The 17,830-nt window shown below is 72.3% G+C and carries 17 protein-coding genes; 12 read left to right on the forward strand and 5 right to left on the reverse strand.

Going from position 1 to position 17,830, the window contains the following annotated elements; genetic code table 11:
- The first annotated feature begins 15 nt into the window (after window positions 1–15).
- Window positions 16–468: a DUF4396 domain-containing protein gene (locus tag FB382_RS20415; protein ID WP_182541799.1), complete on the forward strand. Its 453-nt coding sequence runs from the start codon at window positions 16–18 to the stop codon at window positions 466–468.
- A 114-nt stretch (window positions 469–582) separates the two neighbouring features.
- Here FB382_RS20415 and FB382_RS20420 read toward each other — a convergent pair whose 3' ends face one another.
- Window positions 583–1,530: a hypothetical protein gene (locus FB382_RS20420; RefSeq protein ID WP_182541800.1), complete on the reverse strand. Its 948-nt coding sequence runs from the start codon at window positions 1,528–1,530 to the stop codon at window positions 583–585.
- A 280-nt stretch (window positions 1,531–1,810) separates the two neighbouring features.
- Between FB382_RS20420 and FB382_RS20425 the strand changes: the two genes are divergently transcribed.
- The 6 genes from FB382_RS20425 to FB382_RS20450 all read left to right on the forward strand — a co-directional run bounded on the left by FB382_RS20425 (window position 1,811) and on the right by FB382_RS20450 (window position 8,094).
- On the forward strand, window positions 1,811–2,974 hold the full coding sequence (locus FB382_RS20425; protein WP_182541801.1) for a CaiB/BaiF CoA transferase family protein: 1,164 nt from the start codon (window positions 1,811–1,813) through the stop codon (window positions 2,972–2,974).
- Complete coding sequence (locus FB382_RS20430) at window positions 2,971–3,702, forward strand: glutamine amidotransferase (protein WP_182541802.1); 732 nt, start codon at window positions 2,971–2,973, stop codon at window positions 3,700–3,702. Before FB382_RS20425 ends, FB382_RS20430 begins: the two co-directional genes overlap by 4 nt.
- An 84-nt stretch (window positions 3,703–3,786) precedes the next feature.
- Entirely contained in the window at window positions 3,787–5,244 is a 1,458-nt protein-coding gene (locus FB382_RS20435) for a flavin-containing monooxygenase (protein WP_182541803.1), read from the forward strand.
- A gap of 101 nt (window positions 5,245–5,345) precedes the next feature.
- Window positions 5,346–5,540, forward strand: coding sequence for a CsbD family protein (locus tag FB382_RS20440; RefSeq protein WP_182541804.1), 195 nt, complete (start codon window positions 5,346–5,348; stop codon window positions 5,538–5,540).
- Between the two features lie 233 nt (window positions 5,541–5,773).
- Window positions 5,774–7,303: a DEAD/DEAH box helicase gene (locus FB382_RS20445; RefSeq protein ID WP_182541805.1), complete on the forward strand. Its 1,530-nt coding sequence runs from the start codon at window positions 5,774–5,776 to the stop codon at window positions 7,301–7,303.
- 104 nt (window positions 7,304–7,407) lie between these two features.
- The gene (locus FB382_RS20450) at window positions 7,408–8,094 is read left to right on the forward strand and encodes a CPBP family glutamic-type intramembrane protease (RefSeq protein ID WP_182541806.1); all 687 of its coding nucleotides are present in this window, start codon (window positions 7,408–7,410) and stop codon (window positions 8,092–8,094) included.
- Window positions 8,095–8,100: 6 nt separating this feature from the next.
- On the opposite strand, the gene FB382_RS20455 is transcribed toward FB382_RS20450, so the two are convergent.
- The gene (locus FB382_RS20455) at window positions 8,101–9,000 is read right to left on the reverse strand and encodes an NAD(P)H-binding protein (RefSeq protein WP_182541807.1); all 900 of its coding nucleotides are present in this window, start codon (window positions 8,998–9,000) and stop codon (window positions 8,101–8,103) included.
- 94 nt (window positions 9,001–9,094) lie between these two features.
- Here FB382_RS20455 and FB382_RS20460 point away from each other — a divergent pair, with 94 nt between their 5' ends.
- The gene (locus tag FB382_RS20460) at window positions 9,095–9,856 is read left to right on the forward strand and encodes a 2-keto-4-pentenoate hydratase (RefSeq protein WP_182541808.1); all 762 of its coding nucleotides are present in this window, start codon (window positions 9,095–9,097) and stop codon (window positions 9,854–9,856) included.
- On the opposite strand, the gene FB382_RS20465 is transcribed toward FB382_RS20460, so the two are convergent.
- On the reverse strand, window positions 9,853–10,578 hold the full coding sequence (locus tag FB382_RS20465) for a MerR family transcriptional regulator (RefSeq protein ID WP_246378507.1): 726 nt from the start codon (window positions 10,576–10,578) through the stop codon (window positions 9,853–9,855). The two genes, FB382_RS20460 and FB382_RS20465, sit on opposite strands and share 4 nt — an antisense overlap.
- Window positions 10,579–10,728: 150 nt before the next feature.
- Between FB382_RS20465 and FB382_RS20470 the strand changes: the two genes are divergently transcribed.
- From FB382_RS20470 to FB382_RS20485, 4 genes are all read left to right on the forward strand, one after another.
- Window positions 10,729–11,940: an acetyl-CoA C-acetyltransferase gene (locus FB382_RS20470; RefSeq protein ID WP_182541810.1), complete on the forward strand. Its 1,212-nt coding sequence runs from the start codon at window positions 10,729–10,731 to the stop codon at window positions 11,938–11,940.
- Between the two features lie 35 nt (window positions 11,941–11,975).
- Window positions 11,976–14,180 carry a 3-hydroxyacyl-CoA dehydrogenase NAD-binding domain-containing protein gene (locus FB382_RS20475; protein ID WP_182541811.1) on the forward strand — a complete coding sequence of 735 codons (2,205 nt, stop codon included), beginning with the start codon at window positions 11,976–11,978 and terminating at the stop codon, window positions 14,178–14,180.
- A gap of 127 nt (window positions 14,181–14,307) precedes the next feature.
- Entirely contained in the window at window positions 14,308–15,021 is a 714-nt protein-coding gene (locus FB382_RS20480) for an ABC transporter ATP-binding protein (RefSeq protein WP_182541812.1), read from the forward strand.
- Window positions 14,996–16,543 (forward strand): hypothetical protein, encoded by a 1,548-nt coding sequence (locus tag FB382_RS20485; protein WP_182541813.1) that lies wholly within the window; start codon window positions 14,996–14,998, stop codon window positions 16,541–16,543. Before FB382_RS20480 ends, FB382_RS20485 begins: the two co-directional genes overlap by 26 nt.
- Before the next feature lie 24 nt (window positions 16,544–16,567).
- Here the strand turns inward: FB382_RS20485 and FB382_RS20490 are convergent, their stop codons facing one another.
- Together FB382_RS20490 and FB382_RS20495 are read right to left on the reverse strand one after the other, a co-directional pair.
- Window positions 16,568–17,158 (reverse strand): hypothetical protein, encoded by a 591-nt coding sequence (locus FB382_RS20490; RefSeq protein WP_182541814.1) that lies wholly within the window; start codon window positions 17,156–17,158, stop codon window positions 16,568–16,570.
- A 119-nt stretch (window positions 17,159–17,277) separates the two neighbouring features.
- A complete protein-coding gene (locus FB382_RS20495) occupies window positions 17,278–17,820 on the reverse strand; it encodes a hypothetical protein (protein ID WP_182541815.1) in 543 nt (180 codons plus the stop codon).
- Between the last annotated feature and the right edge of the window lie 10 nt (window positions 17,821–17,830).

The following is a 17,830-nucleotide window of genomic DNA, read 5'->3' on the forward strand; positions in this document are numbered from 1 at the left end:
GTATATGGTCGCACCATGGACACTTCCTGGAAGATGGCGGCCACCGCGACCCTGCACTGCCTGACGGGCTGTGCGATCGGCGAGGTGCTCGGCATGGTCCTGGCCACCTGGTGGGGCTGGGGCAACGGCGCAAGCATCGTGCTGTCGGTCGTGCTGGCGTTCTTCTTCGGCTACCTGCTGACCTTCACCGGTGTTCGCCGCGCCGGCCTCGACGTCCCCACGGCCGTCCGCACGGCCCTCGCCGCGGACACCGTCTCGATCCTGGTCATGGAGATCGTCGACAACGGCACGCTGGTGGTCTGGCCGTCCGCGATGGACGCGACCCTGGCAGACGCGCTGTTCTGGGTGTCGCTCGCCGCGTCGCTGGCGATCGCCTTCGTCGTCACCGTCCCGGTCAACCGCTGGATGATCGGGCGTGGCCGCGGGCACGCCGTCGTGCACCAGATGCACGGCCACGCGCACCACTGACGCCCGAGCGGTGACCTGTGAACCCTTTCCCGACTCGCGATGGTTCATGGCTCACCGCTGGTCGCGTCCAGCGGTGAGCCATGAACCATCGCTGCGGCCCATTCGGTTCACCGCTCACCGCTGGACGGGCTGTCGTGGACCGACCGCCGTGGACACCCGCGCGAAGAGCAGTAGCCACCGCTCGCCGAAGCTCGGGGCGGGGCCGTCGTATCCCCGTGCAACCAGGGCTCGGTGGACGTCGAGGACGAGGCGCCGCGGCTGGGCCAGCTTCTCGTTGGTGATCTGGACGTAGGGGATCGAGGCGTTGCGGTAGAGCTCGTAACGGTCGATGTCCGAGACGTACTGGGTGCGGTCGAGCTGGTGCTGGGTGCCTTCGTACTCCAGGGCGAGCGGGCCCCACTTCCGATACAGCAGGTCGGGGGTCAGGATCACCCCGCCCACGTCGAGAGCCCCGTTGGACTCCGGACGGTCCAGGCCTGAGAACGTCAACATCGCGCGCGTCTCGCTCTCCTTGAGGGACCGGCTGCGTTCGTCGAGGTGGTCAAGGAGCCAGATCGCCTCGTGAGCGCCGTCGCGCCAGAGCGCGCCCAGGGCCAGGTCCCGCAGCTCGGCCCGGGTCATGTGGCCGTGGTGGAGCAGCCAGTCCCCGACCTTGATCGCATCGATGACGCGTGCGCGCGCCACGTAGGAGAGGTACGCCGCGGCGGGGGTGACCATCCGTCCAGCGGCCGGCGGCAGCTTCTTCGTCCGGTGCAGGAAGATGCCCTCGAGGGCGAGGTGATGGTCCCCCTCGATGACGAAGCGAAGCGGTTGCTGGGCGCCGAAGTCGAGGCCCAGGGCGCGGATCCGGCTGATGCCGGTCAGGAGCGCCCGGTCCGGCAGCGCGAGCATGGCCGCCGCGACCTGGTCGACCTCGGTCATCTCGAGGTCGCGATGTCGCCACACGCGCGGATGGACGCGGGCGAAGCGGGAACCCTGGAGCATCCGGTCGGTGATTCCGAGGTCCCGGGCGGTCCCACGCAGGAAGGGCCCGGTCAGGAGTTCGGGAGGAAGGGAGTGCATGTCCCGGATCGAACAGCGACGGATCCCGGATGCCAGGCGGCTGCGGGGCAGCCGGTGGAAGGCCATGCACGAGCGCAGCTCTGTGGAGGGTTCGCGGCGGGCGCCCGAGCGGTGACCTGTGAACCGAATGCTCGGCCGATTCGGTTCACCACTCACCGCTCCACGCGCCCAGCGGTGAGCCATGAACCCATTCCGCAACAGAAACGGTTCGCAGCTCACCGCCCCAGGCGCCAGCCGAGACCCTCGCGACCGTGACAGTGAACCTGTCATGATCGCCGGCATGAGCTACGAACTCGGTCAGGGCACGGGTCCGCTGAAGGGTGTCAAGGTCGTCGAGATCGCGGGCATCGGCCCGGGGCCGCACGCCTGCATGATCCTGGCCGACCTCGGCGCGGACGTGATCCGGGTCGAGCGGCCCGGCGGCCAGCTGCTCGCAGGTGGTCCGCACAACCTGCTCAACCGCGGCCGGCCGAGCGTCGCGCTGGACCTCAAGAACCCCGAGGCGGTCGCGACCGTGCTCGAGCTGGTCCGGGACGCCGACCTGCTCGTCGAGGGGATGCGGCCCGGGGTGGCGGAGCGGCTCGGCTTCGGCCCGGAGGACTGCCGGGCGGTCAACCCGCGGCTGGTCTACGGGCGGATGACCGGCTGGGGGCAGGACGGTCCGCTCGCCACTGCCGCCGGCCACGACATGAACTACATCTCGATCACCGGCGCGCTCTTCGGCCTCGGCCAGGACAAGGCGCGGCCGCACTTCCCGAGCAACCTCGTCGGCGACTTCGGCGGCGGGTCGACGTACCTCGTCATCGGCCTGCTCGCCGCGCTCCTGGAGGCCCGGGTCAGCGGCGAGGGGCAGGTCGTGGACGCCGCCATCGTCGACGGCACGGCCCACCTCAACGCCATGACCTCTGCCTTCCTCGCCGGCGGCGGCTATCGCGAGGAGCGGGCCGCCAACCTGCTCGACGGCGGCGTGCCGTTCTACGACGTCTACGCGACCTCCGACGGACGCCACGTGTCGGTCGGCGCCCTGGAGCCGCAGTTCTTCGCGACGTTCGTGGAGCTGCTCGGGCTGCCCGACGACGCGCCCGGCCAGGCCGACCTCGACCGGTACGACGAGCTCCGCGCGCTGATCACCGAGCGCTTCGCGAGCCGCACCCAGGCCGAGTGGATCGAGGTGTTCGAGGGCACCGACGCCTGCGTCGCCGGGATCATCCCGCTCAGCGAGGCGGCCCGCCACCCGCACATGGCCGCGCGCGAGGTCTTCGTCGAGCGCGACGGCCTGGTACAGCCCAGCCCCGCGCCGCGCTTCTCCCGCACCCGGCCGAGCCTGACCACCCCGCCGACGCCGGCGGCCGGCTCGGACACCCGCGAGGCGCTGAACGCCTGGGGGATCGCGGACGTCGACAAGCTGCTCGAGGCCGGGATCGCCGTCCAGGTCGACCCGTGAAGCCGTTCCTCTTCCTCGGCACCCGCGCCGAGGACGACGTCGCCGACGACGAGTACGCCTCGGTGCTGCGCTGCTGCGGCCTCGACGAGGGCGACGTACGACGGGTGCGCGTCGAGCAGGACGGCCTGGACCCCGTGGACCTCGACGACTGGTCGGGGATCGTGCTCGGCGGCGGACCGTTCAACGTCAGCGACCCGGAGTCGGCCAAGTCACCGGCCCAGCGCCGCGCCGAGGCCGACCTCCGCGACCTGGCCCTGCGCGTGGTGGAGGCGGACTTCCCCTTCTTCGGCGCCTGCTACGGCATCGGCACGCTCGGCAACCTCCGCGGCGGACTGGTCGACCGGACCTACAGCGAGCCGATCGGCGCAACCACGATCCGGCTGACTGACGCCGGCAGGGCGGACCCGCTCTTCGCCGGGGTGTCCGACGAGTTCGCGGCGTTCCTGGGCCACAAGGAGGCGGTCACCCGGCTGCCGGACGGGGCGGTGCTGCTCGCCTCGTCGCAGGCCTGCCCGGTCCAGGCGTTCCGGCTCGGCAGCCACGTCTACGCCACGCAGTTCCACCCCGAGCTGGACGTGCCGGGCCTGGTCCGCCGGGTCGAGGCCTACCGCGACCACGGCTACTTCGACCCCACCGAGCTCGAGCAGGTCCTGGCCCGGGCCCGCGCCGGGGTCGTCACCGAGCCGCCGCTCCTGCTGGCGCGCTTCGTGGAGCTCCACGCCCACTGACGGCCCTCCGTGACCCGAGTGACCTGCACCACTTCCACTGTTGAACATCTGTCAATAAAACCGTGGGAGGGCTACCGTCGGACCATGACTCCCGAGCACCCCGCGCACCCCGAGCACGTGGACGTGATCGTCGTCGGCGCCGGCCTGTCCGGCATCGGTGCGGCCTGCCAGCTGACCGAGAGGCACCCCGGGAAGTCCGTGGCCGTGCTCGAGGCGCGCGAGGCGAGCGGCGGCACGTGGGACCTGTTCCGCTACCCCGGCATCCGCTCGGACTCCGACATGTTCACCTTCGGCTACCGCTGGCGCCCGTGGCCCTCCGACACCGCGCTGGCCGACGGACCGCTGATCCTCGACTACCTGCGCACCGTCGCCCGTGAGTACGGCGTCGACGAGAAGATCCGCTACCGGCACCGGGTCGTCGGCGCCTCCTGGGACTCCGCCACCAGCCGCTGGACGGTCGAGGTGGACGTCGCCGGCGAGCGTCGCGTCCTCACGACCGGCTTCCTCTGGTCGTGCGGCGGCTACTACGACTACGAGCAGGGCCACGCGCCGGAGTTCCCGGGGGCCGCCGACTTCCGCGGGCAGGTCGTGCACCCGCAGTTCTGGCCCGAGGACCTCGACCACGCCGGCAAGAAGGTCGTCGTCATCGGCAGCGGCGCCACCGCGGTCACGCTGGTCCCGGCGATGGCCGGGACGGCCGAGCACGTGACCATGCTGCAGCGCTCCCCGTCGTACGTCGCCACGCGGCCGGGCCGCGACCCGCTCGCCCGGCGCCTGGAGAAGTTGCCGCGCGCCGTTGCCTACCCGGTGATCCGCTGGAAGAACATCCTCTATGCCGCCGCCACGTTCAAGCTCGCGCGGGTGCGGCCGTCGATCGTCAAGAAGGCGCTGCGCGACGCGGCGATCCGCCAGCTCCCCGAGGGCTACGACGTCGACCGGCACTTCAGGCCGACGTACAACCCCTGGGACCAGCGTCTCTGCCTGGTGCCCGACGGCGACCTCTTCAAGGCGATCCGCCGCGGTGAGGCCTCGGTCGTCACCGACACCATCGAGACCTTCACGGAGACCGGCATCCGGCTCACCTCCGGCGAGGAGCTCGAGGCGGACATCATCGTGACCGCCACCGGGCTGAAGCTGAAGCCCTTCGGCGGCTTCGACCTCACCGTCGACGGCGCCGCGGTCAAGGCCCACGAGACCATGGCCTACAAGGCGCTGATGCTCAGCGGAGTGCCCAACTTCGCGTTCACCATCGGCTACACCAACGCCTCGTGGACGCTCAAGGCCGACCTCGTCTCCGACTACGTCGTCCGGCTCCTCGAGCACCTCGACCGGACCGGCACGACCCGCGTCGTGGCCGAGCGCGACCCTGACGTCGGCGAGCGGCCACTGATGGACTTCCAGTCCGGCTACATCCTGCGCGCGCTCGACGACCTGCCGGTCCAGGGTGACCGGGCGCCGTGGATGCTCCGGCAGAACTACATCACCGACCTGCGCACCATCCGCCGCGGCGATCTCGAGGACGGCGTCCTGCAGTTCAGCTGACCACCACCCGGGCGGGTGGTTTGCCGGCGTCCCGATCGGGCACGAACCGTTCGGCAACCTGCGTCGCACCCGCGGCGCGCCCGACCTACACGGAGGACACCATGGGTTTCGGTGACAAGGCGGAGAACAAGGCCGAGGACCTCGGCGGCAAGGCCAAGGAGGCCACCGGCAAGGCGACCGGCAACGAGAGCCTCGAGGCCGAGGGCAAGGCCGACCAGACCTCGGCCTCGGTGAAGAACGCCGGCGAGCACGTCAAGGACGCCGCCAAGGACCTCAAGGACGGCCTCACCAAGTAGCGCCTGCTTGACAAGGATCACAGGCCGGTACGGCGGCGCGGATTGTCGCCGTACCGGCCGACTCCCCTAGGGTGGAGCCACGAGTTCGTCCAGTCTTGCCTCGGACTCCCGCGCGATCTGGCTCGGTCTTCTCGACCCGCAGCCCGCGCCCCTCCTCGTGAGGTTCGCTTCCCCAGTCACGCCGCCGGTGTGACCAGCGTGGTGAGACACCACGAAACGTGAGTGATTCCCGCATGTCTGCTGCTTCTTCCTCCGCCGCGCCGTCCTTCGTGGACCTCGGCGTCCCCGCCCCGCTCGCCGCCATCCTGGCCGCGCAGGGCATCACCACCCCGACCCCCATCCAGGCCGCGACGCTGCCGGACTCCATGGCCGGACGCGACGTCCTGGGCCGGGGCCGCACCGGCTCCGGCAAGACCTTCGCCTTCCTGCTGCCGCTCGTCGCGCGCCTCACGGCGTCCGGCCGCCCGGCCCGCAAGGGCGAGCCGCGCGCGCTGATCCTGGCGCCGACGCGCGAGCTCGTCGGCCAGATCCACGAGTCGCTCAAGCCGCTCGCGGAGTCCGCCGGCCTCACCACCATGACGATCTTCGGTGGCGTGGGCCAGACCCCGCAGGTCAACGCCCTCCGCCGCGGCGCGGACATCGTGCTCGCCTGCCCGGGCCGGCTCGAGGACCTCATCCAGCAAGGCCACTGCGACCTGGGTGCCATCGAGATCACGATCCTCGACGAGGCCGACCACATGGCCGACCTGGGCTTCCTCCCCGCCGTACGCCGCATCATGGACAAGACCCCGGCCGACGGCCAGCGGCTCCTGTTCTCGGCGACGCTCGACAACGCGATCAACGTGCTGGTCAAGCGGTTCCTGTCCCAGCCGGTGACCCACGAGGCCGACTCCGCGCAGTCCCCGATCTCGACGATGGACCACCACGTCCTGCACCTGTCGCGGGAGAACCGCGTCCCGGTGCTGGTCGACCTGACCAGCGCGCCGGGCCGCACGGTCGTCTTCACGCGCACCAAGCACGGCGCCAAGGCGCTGACCCGCCAGCTGAACAAGAGCGGTGTCCCGACCGTCGAGCTGCACGGCAACCTGAGCCAGAACGCCCGCACCCGCAACATGGAGGCGTTCCACTCCGGCAAGGCGAGCACCCTCGTCGCCACCGACATCGCCGCCCGCGGCATCCACGTCGATGACGTCGCGCTGGTCGTGCACGCCGACCCGCCGGTCGAGCACAAGGCCTACCTGCACCGCTCGGGCCGTACGGCGCGCGCCGGTGCCGCCGGCACCGTCATCACGCTGATGACCGACGACCAGGTGCGCGACGTCCGCGACCTGACCCGTGCGGCCGGCATCAAGCCGACCACCACCAAGATCCACGGCGCCTCGCACCCGCTGCTCGCCGAGCTCGCGCCCGGCAAGCGGGTGCACGTCCCCGGCGGCCTCGTCGTCGACGTGCCCGAGCAGTCCTCCGGCAACCGCTCCTCGGGCTCGGGCTCCGGCTCCGGCTCGGGTCGTCCGCGTCGTCGCCGCGGTGGCGGCGGCGGCCAGGGTGGCGGTCAGGGCTCCGGCCAGGGCTCCGGCCAGGGCGCCAAGTCCCAGGGCGGCCGCCAGCAGGGCACCAAGCAGCAGGGCGCCAAGCCCGCCGCCAAGCAGGGCTCCGGCGGCAACGGCGGCGGCAACCGCAGCCGCTCGAACCGCGGCCCCGCCGCCGGCTCGGGTCGCCCCGGCCAGCACAGCGCGGCGAGCTTCAGCTCCGGCCGCCGCTGACCCGTTCCCGTCCCGTGTGCCCCACGACGCGCCAGAGCGCGTCGTGGGGCACACGCGCGTGGTGAGGCCTCCCCCGTAGGCTCGCCGGACGGAAGGGGGTCGGTGTGCGGACCTGGCTGCAGCGCGCGTTGTGGGACGTCGTCCCGCGCGACCACCGGGAGTCCCCGGACGCGCTGCGCCGACGACAGCTCGTGACGGCGACCTTCGTGGTGATCGGCGGCGTGGTCCTCGGCCTGTCGCTGCGGATCGAGCCCGGCAGCGCCTGGTTCTACCCCGCGACCCTCGTGCTCGCCGGGGTCTGGACGGTCGGCGCGTTCGCGTCCGGGCCGCTCCACCTCGGCCGGATCGCCCACGCCCGGGGCGACCGGCGCCCCGTCGTCGCGCCGATCCTGCTCGGGCTCGGCCTGGCCGCGGTCTTCGCCGCGGGCGGGCTGCTGGTGCGCGAGGTGCCGTTCCTCGAGCACCAGGTGAGCTCCGTGCTCGACCACGCGGACCAGGGCTCGTGGCCGCTGCTGGTCCTGATCACGGCCGTCAACGGGGTCGCGGAGGAGCTGTTCTTCCGCGGCGCGGCGTACGCCGCCATCACCCGGCACCCAGTCGTCTGGACGACCGTGGCGTACGCCGTCGCGACGCTGGCCAGCGGCAACGTGATGCTGTCGTTCGCGGCCGTGCTGCTCGGCGCGCTGGTCGGCCTGCAGCGCCGCGCGTCCGGCGGGATCCTCGGGCCGATCCTGACCCACGTCACCTGGTCGGTCTCGATGCTGTTCGTGCTGCCGGCGCTGTTCGGCTGAGGACGGCTACGAGCGACCGCTCTCGTCCAGCGCACGGCGCACGGCTTCGGCGTACGGGATCGGCTCGCCGGGGACGATGTCGAGGATCGACCGGTCGGTGACGACGACCTCGGTGCCCATCGAGTCGATCAGGTTGCGGCCGGTGGTGACGTCGACGTCGGTCACGAGGGCCAGCCAGTACGACGACAGCCGCGGCGTCAGCACCGGCACCCGCACGATCGGCACGCGGTGCCCCGAGGAGATCTCGGCGGCGACCTGGAGCATCTCGAGGTAGGTCAGCTGCTCGGGGCCGCCGATCTCGAAGACCCGGTCGAGCGCGGCCTCCTGGCCGATGACGCCGGCGAGGTAGCGGACGACGTCGTCGAGCGCGATCGGCTGGGTGCGGGTGGAGACCCAGCGCGGCACGATCATCGCGGGGAGGTTCTTGACGAGCTGGCGGGTCAGCTCCCACGAGATTCCGCCCGCCCCGACCACGATCGCGGCGCGGAGCACGGTCACCGGCACGCCGGCCTCGCCGAGCAGCCCCTCGACCTCGCGGCGCGAGCGCAGGTGCGGCGACAGGTCGCTGCCCTCCTCGCCGAGCCCGCCGAGGTAGACGATCTGCTGCACGCCCGCCGCCTTGGCCGCCCGGCCGAAGGTCCGCGCGGCCTCGGCGTCCTTGCGCTCGAAGTCGGGGTCGTCGAGGGAGTGCACGAGGTAGATCGCCACGTCGGCGCCCGCGAGGGCGTCGCTCAGCGAGGCGCGGTCGGTGACGTCGCCGCCCACGGCCACGCCGGGTCCGTCGTACTGCTCGGGGCGGCGGGTCATCGCCCGCACGTCGAGCCCGCGCGCGACGAGCTCGGGGACGAGGCGGCGGCCGACGAACCCGGTGGCGCCGGTGACGAGGACGGTCGGGGCGTCGGTCATGGGCCCACCCTAGAGAGGAGGCCCGCGCGAGCGCGCCTTGTGGATCGGAACGTGGCCGCGTACGGTGTGGTTGAAAGTTGCACCAAGGAGATCCATGCCTGCTCCCACCGTCGCCGCCCGCGCGCTCGCGTCGGCCCGCGACGAGCGCCGGACGCTCGAGCGGTTCACCGCCACGGAGCCCGACCTCGACGAGGCGTGGGGCCTGGCCGTCCAGGACCTCGACCGGGCCGCCCGGCTGGCCGCGGGGGAGCGGGTGACCGGCGCGAAGCTCGGCCTCACCAGCGCGCCCAAGCAGCAGACGATGGGTGTCCACCAGCCGATCGTCGGCTTCCTCACCGACGCGATGGCCGAGGGCGCCTTCGACGTCGACGCCCTGGCCCAGCCCCGGATCGAGCCGGAGGTCGCCTTCGTCCTGGCCGTGGACCTGGGCGGACCCGTCGCCGACGTCCGCGACGTCGTCGCGTCGGTGTGCGTCGCCCTGGAGGTGCTGGACTCCCGCTGGACCGGCTACCGCTTCGGCCTGGCCGACGTGCTCGCCGACAACACGAGTGCGGCCGGCTACCTGCTCGGCGCCCCCGCACCCCTGCCGGACGACCTGCGGGGACGGGAAGCCCGGTGGTACGTCGACGGTGAGCTCCGGTCGACCACGACCCCCGCCGCGATCCTCGGCGACCCGCTCGCCGCCCTCGCCCACCTCGCGACCCATCTCGGGCGGCGGGGCGAGGTCCTGCCCGCCGGCTCGGTGGTGCTGGCCGGGGCGATGACCGACGCGGTCCCGCTGCTGCCCGGCACGTCCGTGCGCGTCGAGGTCGACGGCCTGGAGCCGCTCGCCTGGACGCGCCCGGCAGCCGGCTAGCGCACCCGCTGGGCGATGCCCTCGCGCTTGGTCTCGTCCATCGCGGCCTCGTAGGCCTGCACGAGGCTGGCGATCGAGAGCGGCTTGAGCCGCTCGACGACCTCGCGCACCCGCTCCGGCGACGCGCCGGACTCCTTGTAGACCGGCCACGCCTTGGTGCGGAACACCTCGTAGAGCTCCTCGGCGATCTGCCGGCCGTGCGCGGCGTAGACGTCGGCCGCGGCGAGCGCCGCCTCGGTCGGGAAGCCAAGGTCGAGCAGGCCCAGCCCGATCGAGAGCTGCGAGACCGCGACCTGGTGCTTGCCACGACGGCCCGGGTGGACCACGCCGAGGGCGGCGAGGGTGGTGAGGTCGTCATCGGTGAGCTCGCGGCCGGCGCGCTTGTCGAGCTCGGCCCGGGACATCTCGATCGGGGTCTCGTGCTGCCACGGCGCGAGCATGGCCCGCTGCAGGGCGATGTCCTCGGGCGTGGCGTCGCGCGGGATGTTGGCGACGTACGTCGAGATCGCCGAGAGCGTGAACCCGTGGCTCTGCAGCTCCTGGACGAGCTCGAGCCGGGCCACGTGGTCCGGGGTGTAGTAGCCCGAGCGGCCGCGCCGGATCGGCGGCGGGACGAGCCCCTTGGTCGTGTAGAAGCGGACGTTGCGCACGCTCATGCCGACCCGGTTGGTCAGCTCGTCGAGGGTGAGCAGCTCCCGGAGCGCTTCGACGCTCTCCTCCATCGACACTCCTCGGGTCGTCATCTCGGATCAATCTCCCACGGGCGCCGGGTGAGCCAGACCACAGTCCACCCGACCTTGACCGTGACACCAATAGTGTCACAATCGGGACATCAGCTGAACCGCAAGCAGCCGCAAACAGCAAGGACGGTCATGGCAGAAGCATTCGTGTACGACCACATTCGTACGCCGCGTGGCAAGGGCAAGAAGGTCGGCACCCTGCACGAGGTCAAGCCGATCGACCTGGTGGTCGGGCTCCTCGAGGAGGTCCAGAAGCGCAACCCCACCCTGGACCCGAACCGCATCGACGACGTCGTCCTCGGCGTGGTCTCCCCGATCGGCGAGCAGGGCAGCGACATCGCCAAGACCGCCGCGCTCAAGGCCGGCCTCCCCGAGACCGTCGCCGGCGTCCAGCTCAACCGCTTCTGCGCCTCCGGCCTCGAGGCCGTCAACCAGGCTGCGTCGCGCGTCCGCGGTGGCTTCGAGGACCTGATCCTCGCCGGCGGCGTCGAGTCGATGAGCCGCGTGCCGATGGGCTCCGACGGCGGCGCCTGGGCGGCCGACCCGGCCACCGCGCTGCAGACCGGCTTCGTCCCGCAGGGCATCGGCGCCGACCTGATCGCCACCCTCGGTGGCTGGACCCGCGCCGACGTGGACGCCTACGCCGCCGAGTCGCACCACCGCGCCGCCAAGGCCTGGGCCAACGGCTACTTCGCCAACGCGGTCATCCCGGTCAGGGACATCAACGGCCTGACCATCCTCGACCACGACGAGACGATCCGCCCCGACACCAGCCCCGAGGGCCTGGCCGGGCTCAAGCCGTCCTTCGCCGACATCGGCAAGAACGCCGGCTTCGACGACGTCGCGCTGGAGAAGTACCACTGGGTCGAGAAGATCGACCACGTCCACCACGCCGGCAACTCCTCGGGCATCGTGGACGGCGCCGCGATCGTGGCGATCGGCACCGAGCAGGTCGGCACCGACCTCGGCCTGACCCCGCGGGCGCGGATCATCGCCACCGCCGTCTCCGGCGCGGACCCGACGATCATGCTGACCGGCCCGGCCCCGGCCGCCCGCAAGGCGCTGGCCAAGGCCGGCCTGACGGTCGACGACATCGACCTGTTCGAGATCAACGAGGCCTTCGCGGCCGTGGCGATGCGCTTCATGCAGGACATGGGCATCAGCCACGAGATCACCAACGTCAACGGCGGCGCCATCGCGATGGGCCACCCGCTCGGCGCCACCGGCGCGATGATCCTCGGCACCCTGGTCGACGAGCTCCAGCGACGCGACCTGCGCCGCGGCCTCGCCACGCTCTGCGTCGGCGGCGGCATGGGCATCGCCACCATCGTCGAGCTCGTCTGAGCGCCCGACCGGAACTGACAAAGGACTTCACCAGAATGACCGAGACCCAGACCCAGTCGGCTGTGCGCTACGACAAGGACGCCGACGGCATCGTCACCCTCACGCTGGACGACCCCACGTCCAGCGCCAACACCATGAACGAGCTCTACCTCGACTCCATGAAGGCGGTCGTGGATCGCCTGTACGACGAGGTCGACACCGTCACCGGTGTCGTCGTGGCCAGCGCCAAGAAGACCTTCTTCGCCGGCGGCAACCTCAAGGGCATGGTCCAGGCCACCAAGGACGACACCGCCCAGATCTTCGCCATGGGCGAGGGCGTCAAGGCCGGCCTGCGCCGCCTCGAGCAGTTCCCCCGCCCGGTCGTCGCCGCCATCAACGGCGCCGCGCTCGGCGGCGGCTTCGAGATCTGCCTGGCCTGCAACCACCGCGTGATCGTCGACGACGACAAGGTCGAGATCGGCCTGCCCGAGGCCTCGCTCGGCCTGCTCCCCGGCGGCGGCGGCGTGACCCGCATCGTCCGGATGCTCGGCATCCAGTCCGGCCTGATGGACGTGCTCCTCCAGGGCACCCGCTTCAAGCCGGGCAAGGCGCTCGAGAAGGGCCTGGTCGACGAGCTCGTCCCGACCCGCGAGGACCTCGTCCCCGCCGCGAAGGCGTGGATCAAGGCCAACCCCGAGGCCTCGCAGAACCCGTGGGACAAGCCGGACTACCGGATGCCCGGCGGCACGCCGAGCAACCCCAAGCTCGCGGCGTTCCTGCCCGCCTTCCCGGCGCTGCTGCGCCAGCAGACCAAGGGCGCGGTCTACCCCGCCCAGCGCGCGATCCTCGCGGCCGCGGTCGAGGGCGCGTCGACCGACTTCGAGACCGCCTCGCGGATCGAGTCGCGCTACCTGACCAACCTGATCGTCAACCAGCAGTCGAAGAACATGATCCAGGCGTTCTTCTTCGACCTGCAGGCGATCAACTCCGGCTCGCTGCGACCCGACGGCATCCCCCCGTACAAGGCGGTCAAGGTGGGCGTCCTGGGCGCCGGCATGATGGGCGCCGGCATCGCCTACTCCTGCGCCCGCGCGGGCATGGAGGTCGTGCTCAAGGACGTCGCCGCCGAGAGCGCCGAGCGCGGCAAGGCCTATTCCGAGAAGCTGATGACCAAGGCCGTCGAGCGCGGCCGGTCGACGGAGGAGAAGAAGGCCGAGCTGCTGGCCCGGATCACGCCGACGGCCGACCCCGCCGACCTGACCGGCTGCGACCTGGTCATCGAGGCGGTCTTCGAGGACCCGGCCCTCAAGCACCAGGTGTTCGCCGAGATCGCGCCGTACGTCAACAAGGACGCGCTGCTCTGCTCCAACACCTCGACGCTGCCGATCACCGAGCTGTCCACGGGCGTGGACCGCCCCGCCGACTTCATCGGCCTGCACTTCTTCAGCCCCGTCGACAAGATGCCGCTGGTGGAGATCATCCGCGGCCGCGACACCTCCGACGAGGCGCTGGCCAAGGCCTACGACGTGGTGCAGCAGATCCGCAAGACCCCGATCGTGGTCAACGACTCGCGCGGCTTCTACACCTCGCGGGTCATCGGCACGATGGTCAACGAGGGGCTCGCGATGCTGGCCGAGGGCGTGCACCCGGTCTCGCTGGAGCGCGCGACCACGCAGGACGGCTACCCCGTCGGCGTGCTGCAGCTCGCCGACGAGCTCAACATGGAGCTGTTCCAGAAGATCGCCAAGGCGACCAAGGACGCGGTCGAGCGCGACGGCGGCACCTACACGCCGCACCCCGCCGAGCAGGTCGTGCGCACGATGGTCGAGGGCGGTCGCCCGTCGCGCCTGAAGGGTGCCGGCTTCTACGAGTACGACGAGAACGGTGCCCGGCAGGGCATCTGGAAGGGCCTGGCCGAGACGTTCCCCGTCAACCCCGAGGCCGTGCCGTTCCAGGACGTCAAGGACCGCCTGCTGTTCGTCGAGGCGCTCGAGACGGCCAAGTGCTTCGAGGAGGACGTCATCACCTCGGCGGCCGCCGCGAACATCGGCTCGATCATGGGCATCGGCTTCCCGCCAAACACCGGCGGTGCGGCGCAGTTCATGACCGGCTACCAGGACCCCAACGACCAGGACGCCCCGATCGGCCTCGCGGCCTTCGTGGCCCGGGCCGACGAGCTGGCCGCCAAGTACGGCGCCCGCTTCGAGCCCACCCCCTGGCTGCGCAACCTGGCCGAGACGGGCGGCTCCTTCCCGGCCTGACCGCTCGAGTCGGCGCACCTGCCGGGGGACTCCCGGCAGGTGCGCCGACTCGGCGATTTGCCGGGAGTTTCACGGTGACTCCGGCGTTTGCCCGGTGCCGCGCGCCGAGTCGGCGGACACTGGCGGGATGACGAACTCGGAACCGGTCGTCGACGTACGCGGCCTGCACGTGCGCTTCGGCGAGGTCGAGGCGGTCGCGGGCATCGACCTGGCGGCGTACGCCGGGCAGGCCACCGCCCTGCTCGGCCGCAACGGCGCGGGCAAGTCCACGACGATGCGCGTGCTGGCCGGGGTGGTCCCGCCGACGGCCGGCACCGTCCTGGTCGCCGGCCACGACGTGCGCCGCGACACCCTCGCGGCCAAGCAGGCCACGGGCTACTGCCCCGACGTGGGCGGGCTGGTGCCGCGGGCGACCCCGTGGGAGCACCTGCAGCTCTCGGCGCGGCTGCGCCGCCTCGACGACTGGGAGGGGCCGGCCCGCGACCTGCTCGAGCGCTTCGAGCTCGGCGACGTCGCCCACCGGGTGACCGCGGGCTTCTCCCACGGCATGGGCCGGCGGCTCTCGGTCGTGCTGGCCGCGATGCACCAGCCGCAGGTGCTGCTGCTCGACGAGCCCTTCGACGGCGTCGACCCGATCGGGGTGGACGCCACCATGGACGTCATCGCCGACGCCCGCGCGCGCGGCGCCTGCGTGCTCGTCTCCACCCACCTGCGCGAGCTCGCGATCCGCGCCTGCACCACGGTGTCCGTGCTCCGCGGCGGCTCCCGGGTCGCGACCATGGGCTCGGCCGACATGCAGGGGGAGGAGGGGGCGCGTGCCTACCGCAGCCTCCTCGAGTGAGCTCCTCCAGGGCATCCGCGGCACCCGCCGCGCCGTCGTCGACGTCGGCCACCTGCTCCGCTTCCGCAGCGCCCGCGTACGCCGGCGGCGGGTCCTCGTCGCCCTCGCCCTCGTCTTCGTCGGCCTGACCTCGGCGGCGGCCGTGCTGCCCGCCCTCCTGCCCGGCGCCGGCACCGGCCGGCACGCCCAGGACGCGCTGGTGCTGCTGCCGAGCGGCTTCGCGGGCTTCATCGCGCTGGCCGTCGTGGCGGGTGTCGCGTCCGGCGGCGGCCGCGAGCTGCTGGCCCGCGAGCACGCGGTGATCCACCCGGTCAGCCCGACCACCGACCACCTCGGGGCGCTGCTGATGGCCCCGCTCAACATCTCCTGGCTGATCCAGGCGTGGGTGCTGCTCGGCGCCGCTGCCTTCGGCATCGGCCGCGACCCCGAGCGGCTGGCCGCGATCCAGATCGGCGTGGTGGCCTGGCTGCTCGCCGCGACCGCGCTCGGCCAGGTGGCCGCCTGGGCGCTGGAGGCGATGCGCCGCGAGCCGCACGGCGTCGGCGCGGTCCGCGGTCTCGCCGTCGTCGGCGTGGTCGCGGTGGTCGGGCTCCAGCTCAGCGGCTCGTTGACCGGGGCGCTCGACCAGGTCCCGACCCTGACCCTCGTCGTGGGGCTGCTCGGCGGCTTCTCGGGGCAGTGGGTGCAGAGCATCGCGGTCGAGCTCGCCCTGCTGGTCGCCTCGGTGGTGGTCGGCGCCGTGCCCGCCCACCTCGCGGCCCGGCGTACGCCCCACGACGAGCAGCGGCTCGAGACCGACGCCCACGAGGCCCGGCCGATGCCGCGCACTCCGCTCGCCGGCCTGGTCCGCACCGACCGCGCCTCGGTGTGGCGGGCGGTCCCGATGCGTCGCGGCCTCACGGTCCTGGCGCTCGGCCCGGGCGTGATCGCGCTCGCGGGCGACGTGCCGTGGGACATCATGACGATCCTGCCGGGGCTCGTCGCCTCGGGCGGCTCGCTGCTCTTCGGCGTCAACGCCTGGTGCCTCGACGGCCGGGGCGGGCTGTGGCGCGAGAGCATGCCGGTCTCGCCCGGCACGGTGTTCGACGCGCGCGTGGTCGTGCTGGCGGAGTTCCTCGCGCTGGCCTCGGCGGTGACGCTGGTGGTCTCCTCGCTCCGCGCTGGTCCGCCGACCGCGTCCGAGCTGGTCGCGGTCCTGGCCACCTGGGTGGTCGTGCTGGTGCAGGTGGTGGCCGCGGCGATGCGCTGGTCGCAGCTGCGCCCGTTCGCCGTGGACCTGCGGTCGGCGCGTGCCACCCCGGCGCCGCCGCTGATCATGGTCGGCTACTCCGTGCGGCTCGCGGTGAGCACGACGGTGACCGGCCTGGTGTTCACGGCCCTGTCGCACGCGCCCGACCCGCGGCTGCCACTGCTGTCGGCGGTGCCGTTCCTGTGCTGGTCGCTGGCGCGGCTCACCCGCACCCGGCGACGGTGGCTGGATCCCGTCGACCGGGCGCGAGTGGTCACCGCGGTGGCCGCCTGAGGTGTGGACCCAGGCGGTGTCGAGTCAGGCCGACTCGAACCACGGGTGGTGCAGGTCGTAGAACGTCGCGCCCGCCATGACCGAGTCGAGCACGGAGCGGACCTCCTCCGGCGGCTCGAGCCGCTCACCCTTGCGGGCGCTGGCCTCGTCGGTGAACGCGATCGTCTCGGTGAACGTGCCGTCCTCCTCGATCGCCAGCGTCGCGCCGAGGATCTCGGGCCGCATCTCGTGCAGCATGTCGGTGTCGCCCATCAGCTCCTTGAGCTTCGACGGGTCGTCGATCCGGCCGCGGATGATCTGGACGAAGCCGGCGGAGTCCGAGCCGCCGTCCATCATCAGCGTCACGTCGTTGCAGTCGTGGAACTCGACCGGGCCGTCCATGATGGCCATCATCTTCTCCGCCCACTGGCTCTGCTCGGGCCGCCGCGAGTTGGCCTCCGCCGCCTCCCTGGACTCGAAGCGGACCACGCCCACGAAGCGGTCGTCGTCGGTGAAGCCGTAGGTCCCGCCGAGCCAGCCGACCGCGCCGCGGCCCGCCTCGTCGCGCCACTTCGACGCCAGCTCGCGCAGCTCGTCCTGCCGGGTGCACTTGCCCTCGATGATCTGGATGAACATGTTGCCTCCTCGACGTCGGCCGCCCGGGGGATGGGCGGTCGGGGTGCCCATCCAAGGACGCTATGGCCCGGCCGGGAGCCCGTCCATGACGCGATCGGGCTGGCCCGGCCAGCCCTTGCTCAGCGGCGCTTGGCCCGCTCGGTGCACGCCGACTGCGCGCTGCTCAGGGTCTTCACCTCGGGGCCGTCGACCGAGCCGGTGAGGGTGGCGAGGACGGCGTCGTGCAGCTCGTCCCCGGTCAGCGCACCGCGCAGGCACGCGGCGTACACACCCGGGTCGACGGCGCCGTGGCTGACCGAGACTGCCGCCCGCGCGGCCGCCTCGACGTAGTCGACGCACGCGAACTGCGCCTGCACCCACGCCTCGCCCACGCTCTGGTCGAGGACGGGCAGCTCCGCGACGACGGCGTACGACTCGTCGAGGACGCCCGCCGCCCGCAGCTGCGCCGGGGTGACCCGGGCGACCAGCTCGCGGGCGAAGCAGTCGCCGTCGGCGAGGTCGGCGGCGGTCGGGTGGTCGCCGGCGAAGAGCGTGGCCAGGCCGTCGTGGATCGCGGCCCGGTCGGGGTCGGCGCCGGGGTCGGGACCGTCGGGGCCGTCGTGGTGCCCGCTGGTGCAGCCGGTGGCGAGCAGCAGCGCCACGAGGGCGAGGGCACGACGCATGGTGCTCACA

The sequence above is a fragment of the Nocardioides ginsengisegetis genome (assembly GCF_014138045.1).
Classification (GTDB): Bacteria; Actinomycetota; Actinomycetes; order Propionibacteriales; family Nocardioidaceae; genus Nocardioides; species Nocardioides ginsengisegetis.